This window comes from Kitasatospora sp. NPDC059648, from assembly GCF_042734825.1.
Lineage (GTDB): Bacteria > Actinomycetota > Actinomycetes > Streptomycetales > Streptomycetaceae > Kitasatospora.
Map to the genome: position 1 here is coordinate 1 of NZ_JBHWDU010000163.1, position 8,543 is coordinate 8,543.

Genomic DNA, 8,543 nt, shown 5'->3' on the forward strand with positions numbered 1-8,543 from the left:
GCGGCGATCCCGTTCTACTCCACCGTCACCGGCGAGCAGACCGACACCTCCGCCCTCGACGCCGACTACTGGTACCGCAACCTCCGCGAACCCGTGCTGTTCGACCGGACCACCCGGCTGCTGCTCGACCACGGCCACACCGTCTTCGTCGAGGTCAGCCCGCACCCGGTCCTGGTCTCCGCCGTCGAGGAGACAGGTCACCACCACGGCTCCGACCTCCTCGCCACCGGCACGCTCCGGCGCGATCAGGACGACTTCCTCACCTCGCTCGGCCGCCTGCACGTCCATGGTGTCCCGGTCGACTGGCGGTTCCCGCAGGACACCGAGCCCGTCAGCCTGCCGACGTACGCCTTCCAGCGCCAGCCGTACTGGCTTCGGCCCGTCCCGACGACGTCGGGCGACCACCCCTTGCTCAGCACCTTCGTGGAACTGCCCGACGGCGCGGTGCTCAGCGGACGGATCTCGCTCGCCACCCACCCGTGGCTGGCCGACCACGCCGTGCGGGGCTCCGTCCTCCTGCCCGGCACCGCGTTCGCGGAAATGGCGGCCTACGCGGCCGGCCGGCTCGGCCGCGCGGTCGAGGAACTGGTGCTCGAAACGCCGCTCGTCCTCGACGACACCCCGGTGCACCTCCAGGTCGTCGTGGGCCCCGAGGACGACGGCCGCAGCCCGCTCACGGTGTACTCGCACGACGGAGACGACTGGGTGCGGCACGCCGCCGGGGCCCTGGGCGAGGGGCCGGTGCTGAGCGCCTGGGACTGGCCGTCGGCCGGTGAGCCCCTCGACGTCGACGGGCTCTACGACTCGCTGTCCGTGCTCGGCTACGAGTACGGGCCGGCCTTCCAGGGCGTCACGGCGGCCCGGCGGGTCGGCGACACCGTCTACGCCGAGGTGGAGCTTCCCGCCGAGGAACCGTTCGCCCTGCACCCCGCGCTGCTCGACGCCGCACTGCACCCCATGGCGTTCCTCACCGACCGCACCGGCCTGCCGTTCGCGTTCACCGGAGTGGCGATACGGCCCGCGGACAGCCGGACGCTGCGCGTACGCCTGTCCGCCACCGGGCCGGACACCTACACCGTGGCCGTGGCCGATCCGGACGGCGCCCCGGTCGCGGTCATCACGTCGCTGACCGTCCGGGACGCCACCGCCGTCCCGGACAGTCTGTACGCACTCGACTGGGTCCCCCTCGAAGAGGCACCGACAGGCGGCGACCCCGCGGACCTGGTCGTCTACGAGGTGCCCGGGCCGGAGCCCGAGGCGGACACCGTCGAGGCGGCGTACGAGAGCGCGAAGAGCGTACTCGCCGTGATCCGGGACCACTTGGCGGGCGAGCGGACGCGGCTCGCGGTCGTCACCCGCAACGCCGTCGCCGCCGCACCCGGTGACGTCGTCGGCCTCCACCACTCGATGGTCTGGGGCCTGGTCCGCGGCGCGCGCGCCGAGCACCCCGGCCGGTTCGTCCTGGTCGACGCCGATTCGACCTGGGACCCCGCACTGATCGCCGGCACGGACGAGCCGGATCTGGCGGTACGCCGAGGGGCGCTGCGCGTGCCCCGCCTGGTCCGCGTCGGCGCGGGCCTCACCCCGCCGGACGGGCCCTGGCGGCTGGAGGACACGGGCACCGGCAGCATCGACGACCTGGCGCTGGTGCCCCGCCCGGAGCTCACGGAGCCGCTGGGGCCCGGGCAGGTCCGGATCGCCATGCGGGCTGCCGGTCTCAACTTCCGGGACGTGCTGATCGCCCTCGGCGTCTACCCCGGCGAGGCCCTGATGGGCGGCGAAGGCGCGGGCGTCGTCCTCGAAACCGGCCCGGACGCCCGTTTCCGGCCCGGCGACCGGGTCATGGGCCTGGTCCCCGGCGCCTTCGGCCCGGTCACCGTCGCCGACCAGCGGCTGCTGGTCCGGATGCCCGACGACTGGTCGTTCGTCAGGGCCGCGTCAGTGCCCGTGGTGTTCCTGACCGCCTGGTACGGCCTGCGCGACCTGGGCGGGCTGAAGGCCGGAGACCGGGTGCTGGTCCACGCCGGCACCGGCGGCGTCGGCATGGCGGCGATCCAACTGGCCCGCCGGCTCGGGGCGGAGGTGTTCGCCACCGCCGGCCCGGCCAAGTGGCACATCCTGAGAGCCCTGGGACTGGACGAGGACCACATCGCCTCGTCGCGCACGCTGGAGTTCGAGCAGAAGTTCCCGCCCATGGACGTGGTTCTGGACTCGCTGTCCGGTGAGTTCGTCGACGCCTCCCTGCGGCTGCTCGTGCCCGGCGGCCGGTTCGTGGAGATGGGCAAGACCGACATCCGCGACGCGGCCGACCATCCCGACATCGTCTACCGGGCGTTCGACATCGCCGACGCGGGGCCGGAACGGCTCGGCGAGATCCTGGACGCCGTCGTACGCGCCTTCACGGACGGCGGGTTCGCACCGCTGCCGTTGGACGTGCGCGGGGTACGGGACGCGGTCGACGTGTTCCGGTTCATGAGCCGGGCCGCTCACGTCGGGAAGATCGTCCTCACCGTCCCCCAGCCGGTCGACCCCGACGGCACCGTGTTGATCACTGGTGGTACGGGGACGCTGGGGGGCCGTGTGGCCCGGCACCTGGTGGCCGAGCGGGGTGTGCGGCACCTGTTGCTGGTCAGCCGCAGTGGTGGCGGGGCGGCGTTGCGCGAGGAGCTGGCCGGGCTGGGCGCGGAGGTGACCGTGGCCGCCTGCGACGTCGCGGACCGGGACGCGCTGGCGGCCGTACTGGACTCGATCCCGGCCGCGCACCCGCTGACCGCGGTCGTCCACGCGGCCGGCGTGCTCGACGACGGCGTGGTCGAGTCCCTGACCCCCGAACGCCTCCGGCAGGTCGCCGACCCCAAGGCACGGGCCGCGTGGAACCTGCACGAACTCACCCGGGGCCATGACCTGACGGCGTTCGTCCTCTTCTCCTCGGCGGCCGGAACGCTCGGCAGCCCCGGCCAGGCCAACTACGCCGCGGCCAACACCTTCCTCGACGCCCTGGCCGTGCACCGGCGTGCCCAGGGCCTGCCGGGGGTGTCGCTGGCCTGGGGCTACTGGGCCGAGCTGAGCGGCATGACCGGGCACCTGACCGGTGCCGACCAGGACCGGCTGATACGGGCCGGGGTCGTGCCGCTGGCCACCGACCACGCCCTGTCGCTGTTCGACGCGGCCCTGGCCACGGACCGCGCCGGGCTGGCGCCGGTACGCCTCGACCTGTCCGTGATGGCGAGCGCCCCGGCGGCCCTCAAGGGCCTCGTCTCCCGCGAGGCGGCCCGGCGCCCGGCGCGGCGCGGCGCGATCGCCGACCGCCTGCGGTCACTGCCGGAGACCGAACGGCTGCGAGCCGCACTCGACCTGGTCACCGCCAACACCGCCGCCGTGCTCGGTCACCGCGAACCGGGGGCCGCGTGGGACCGGCAGCCGTTCAAGGACCTCGGCTTCGATTCCCTGACCTCCGTCGAACTGCGCAACCGCCTCGCCGGCGCCACCGGCCTGCGCCTGCCCGCCACCGTCACCTTCGACCACCCCACCCCGCAGCAACTCGCCGAGCACCTGCTGAGCGAGATCCTCGGCGGGGGTGTGGTGCCGGTGGTGCCGGTCGGGGTTCCGGTGTCGGCTGATCCGGTGGTGATCGTGGGCATGGGGTGCCGGTTGCCCGGTGGGGTGGGGTCTCCGGAGGAGTTGTGGGGCCTGGTGTCGGGCGGGGTCGACGCGATCGGGGCGTTCCCGGGTGATCGCGGGTGGGACGTGGAGGGGTTGTTCCATCCGGACGCGGATCATCCCGGGACGTCGTACACGCGGTGGGGCGGCTTCCTCGTGGACGCGGCGGGGTTCGATGCCGATTTCTTCGGGATTTCGCCGCGGGAGGCACTGGCGATGGATCCGCAGCAGCGGGTGCTGCTGGAGACCGCCTGGGAGACCTTCGAGGACGCCGGCATCGATCCGAGGTCGTTGAGGGGCAGTCAGACGGGTGTGTTCACGGGGATCTGGTCCTCCGGCTACGGCGGCGACCAGGCACCCGCCGACGCCGAGGGCTATCTCGGTACGGGCGCCGCGACCAGCGTGACCTCCGGCCGGATCGCCTACCTGCTGGGGCTGGAGGGCGCGGCGGTCTCGCTGGACACCGCCTGCTCGTCCTCGCTGGTGGCGATCCACCTGGCGGCGCAGGCCCTTCGCTCGGGGGAGTGCTCGCTGGCCCTGGCCGGCGGGGTGACCGTGATGGCGACCCCGCTGGGGTTCACGGAGTTCTCACGCCAGCGCGGCCTGGCTCCCGACGGCAGGGTGAAGGCGTTCGCCGAGGCGGCCGACGGCACGGCCTGGGGCGAGGGTGCGGGGTTGGTGCTGCTGGAGCGGTTGTCGGACGCGCGTCGCAACGGCCACCGGGTGCTGGCGGTGGTGCGGGGTTCGGCGGTGAACCAGGACGGCACCTCCAACGGCCTCGGGGCGCCGAACGGTCCGTCGCAGGAGCGGGTGATCCGTCAGGCCCTCGCCAATGCCGGGTTGGAGGCGTCCGAGGTGGACGCGGTGGAGGCGCACGGTACGGGGACGACGCTCGGTGACCCGATCGAGGCGCAGGCGCTGCTGGCGACGTACGGCCGGGACCGGGTGGAGCCGTTGTGGCTGGGGTCGGTGAAGTCGAACATCGGCCACACGCAAGCCGCCGCGGGTGTGGCGGGTGTGATCAAGATGGTCATGGCGATGCGGCACGCCGAACTGCCGCCGACGCTGCACGTGGACGCGCCGACCTCGCACGTCGACTGGGGGTCCGGAAACATCCGGCTGCTCACCGAGGGCCGGCCCTGGCCCGACAACGGCCGTCTGCGTCGCGCGGGCATCTCGGCGTTCGGCATCAGTGGTACCAACGCGCACGTGGTGATCGAGGCGCCTGCCGAGGAGCCGGTCCGGGGCGCGACGGAGTCCGCGGACGGGGTGGTGCCGTGGGTGTTGTCGGCCAGGTCCGAGGCGGTGTTGCGGGAGCAGGCGCGTCGGCTGAGTGCCTTCATCGCCGTGCGTCCCGAGGTGAGTCCGGCGGCGGTCGGGGGCGCTCTGGCCGCCCGCACGGTGTTCGAGCACCGGGCCGTGCTGAGCGGTGTGGAGGCGTTGGAGGCCCTGGCCGAAGGTGGCACGGTGCCGGGTCTGGTCACCGGGACCGCCCGTCCGCTGGGTCGGTCGGTGTTCGTGTTCCCGGGGCAGGGTGCGCAGTGGGTGGGGATGGGTGGGGAGTTGTACGGCTCGGAGCCGGTGTTCCGGGAGGTGGTCGACGCGTGTGCCGTGGCGTTGGCGCCGTACACGGACTGGTCGTTGGTGGAGGTGCTGACCGGCGGTGGTTCGTTGGAGCGGGTGGATGTGGTGCAGCCGGCTCTGTTCGCGGTGATGGTGGCGCTGGCCGAACTGTGGCGTGCTCATGGTGTGGAGCCCGATGCGGTCGTGGGGCATTCGCAGGGGGAGATCGCGGCGGCGTACGTGGCGGGGGCGTTGTCCCTGGAGGACGCCGCGAAGGCGGTCGCGCTGCGGAGCAGGGCCCTGGTCGCCCTGGCCGGAGACGGCGGCATGGTGTCGGTCGGTCTCGGGCATGGGCGGGCCGTCGAGTTCGTGGCCCGCTGGGAGGGCCGGCTGACGGTGGCGGTGGTCAACTCCGCCTCGACCGTCGTCGTGTCCGGCGAGCCCGGGGCCCTGGACGAACTGCTGGCGGCCTGCACCAGGGACGGCATACGCGCCCGCGCCATCCCCGTCGACTACGCGGCGCACTCGGCGCAGGTCGAGGCGATCCGTGAGCAGCTTCTGACCGACCTCGCGGACATCCGGCCCCGCTCTGCGGCGATTCCCTTCTACTCCACCGTCACCGCGGAACCGGTCGACACTTCCGCCCTCGACGCCGGCTACTGGTACCGCAACCTCCGCGAACCCGTGCTGTTCGACCGGACCACCCGGCTGCTGCTCGACCACGGCCACACCGTCTTCGTCGAGGTCAGCCCGCACCCGGTGCTCACGCCTGCGGTGGAGGAGCACGAGGCGGGTGTGGTGACCGGGACACTGCGCCGCGACCACGGCACCCCGGCCGAGTTCCTGGCCGCCGCGGCACGGCTGTTCGTCGCGGGTGTGCCGGTGCGGTGGCCGTTCCCCGAAGGGGAGCCAGTGGGGCTGCCCACCTACCCCTTCCAGCGGACGCGGTTCTGGCTCGCCGGCGGCGCGGGAGACGTGTCGGCGGCCGGGCTCGACTCGGTGGACCACCCGCTGCTCGGCGCCGCTGTCGAGGTGGGCGAGCAGCGGGTCCTGACGGGTCGGCTCTCCCTGGCCACCCATCCCTGGCTCGCGGACCACTCCGTCCTGGGGACGGTGCTGCTGCCCGCGACGGCGTTCGTGGAACTGGTGGTGCACGCGGCCGGGGCGGCAGTGGAGGAACTGGTCCTGGAGGCGCCGCTGACGTTGCCCGCGGACGGCGCGGTGGACGTGCAGGTCGTCGTGGGCGAGCCGGACGAGACCGGCCGCCGCACGGTCGACGTCCGGTCCCGTACGGACGGTTGGGTGCGGCACGCCACCGGCACGGTGAGCGGGGAACCCGTGGCCGGGCAGGAGCTGGGGCAATGGCCGCCGGCCGGCGCGGAACCGGTCACCGGGCTCTACGACACGCTCGCCGCGGCGGGCTACGAGTACGGGCCGGCCTTCCAGGCCGTGCAGGCGGTGTGGCGCCGCGGCGATGAGGTGTTCGCCGAGGTCACCGTGCCGGACGCGGCCCGGTACTCCGTCCATCCGGCCCTGCTGGACGCCGCCCTGCAACCGCTGGCGCTGCTGTCCGGCACGGAGGGCGACGTGCGGCTGCCGTTCTCGCTGGGCGGGATCGCGGTCCACCGCACCGGCGTGACCTCCGCGCGCGTGCGGCTGACGGTGGTGCGCCCCGGCACGTACGCCGTTCACCTGGCGGACCGGTCCGGCGAGCCCGTGGCGACCATCGAGACGCTGACCACCCGCCCGATGGCCGAACGCGGCCCGCTGTACGCCCTCGACTGGATTCCGCTGACACCTGGCGAAGGCGCGCTCGGCGACGCCGTCGTCTCGCCCGGCTCGGTCGCCGAGGCGCTGACGGCCGTCCAGGACTTCCTGGCCGGTCCCGGCGAACGGCTCGTGGTGCGCACGCGGGGCGCGGTCGCCGTCGTTCCCGGTGACGGGGTGAGCGACCCGGAAGCCTCCGCCGTATGGGGCCTGGTCCGGTCCGCGCAGTCCGAGCACCCCGGCCGATTCGTGCTCGTGGACGCCGACGAGCTGCCCGACGGCCTGTCGGTCGGCGACGAGGACCAGGTGGCCGTGCGCCGGGGAGCCGTCTACGTGCCCCGGCTCGTGCGCTCCGCACCCGAGGAGGCGTTCGACGGACGGCTGACGCAGGCGGTCACGGGCAGCCTGGACGACCTCGCCTTCCTGCCGTACGAACAGGCCCCGCTCGGGCCCCGGGAGGTGCGCGTCGCCGTGCGGGCGGCCGGCCTGAACTTCCGGGACGTGCTGATCGCCCTCCGGGTCTACCCCGGCGAGGCGCTGCTCGGCAGCGAGGGCGCGGGTGTCGTCACCGAGGCCGGCGCCGAGGTCACCGGCCTGCGGCCGGGTGACCGGGTCACCGGGCTGCTGCCCGGCGCGTTCGGCCGGGTGGCCGTCGCCGACCACAGGGTGCTGGTGCGCGTCCCCGACGAGTGGACGTTCACCCAGGCCGCCACTGTGCCGATCGCGTTCATGACCGCCTGGTACGGCCTGCGCGACCTGGGCGGGCTGAAGGCCGGTGACCGGGTGCTGGTCCACGCCGGGGCCGGCGGCGTCGGCATGGCGGCGATCCAGCTCGCGCGGCTCTGGGGCGCGGACGTCCACGCGACCGCCAGTCCGGGCAAGTGGGACGCGCTGCGCGCCCTGGGGCTGGACGATGACCACATCGCCTCGTCCCGGACCCTGGAGTTCGAGCAGAAGTTCCCGCCCATGGACCTGGTGCTGAACTCGCTGTCCGGTGAGTTCCTGGACGCCTCCCTGCGGCTGCTCGCGTCCGGCGGGCGGTTCGTGGAGATGGGCAAGGCCGACGTCCGGCCCGGCGTGCTGGCCTTCGACCTGGCCGACGCGGGACCGGAGCGGCTGGGGGAGATCCTTGCCGAGGCTGTCCGGCTGCTCGGCGCCTGCGAGCTGCGTCTGCCACCCCTCACCACCTGGGACGTCCGCCGCGCGCGGGACGCCTTCCGGTTCATGAGCCGGGCCGCTCACGTCGGGAAGATCGTCCTCACCGTCCCCCAGCCGGTCGACCCCGACGGCACCGTGTTGATCACTGGTGGTACGGGGACGCTGGGGGGCCGTGTGGCCCGGCACCTGGTGGCCGAGCGGGGTGTGCGGCACCTGTTGCTGGTCAGCCGCAGTGGTGGCGGGGCGGCGTTGCGCGAGGAGCTGGCCGGGCTGGGCGCGGAGGTGACCGTGGCCGCCTGCGACGTCGCGGACCGGAACGCGCTGGCGGCCGTACTGGACTCGATCCCGGCCGCGCACCCGCTGACCGCGGTCGTCCACGCGGCCGGCGTGCTCGA

At 73.9% G+C, this 8,543-nt stretch carries 1 protein-coding gene; it reads left to right on the plus strand.

The window, feature by feature from the left end; translation table 11 throughout:
* On the plus strand, positions 1-8,543 hold an 8,543-nt coding region (locus ACFV1W_RS39500; protein WP_380422290.1), incomplete at both ends, for an SDR family NAD(P)-dependent oxidoreductase.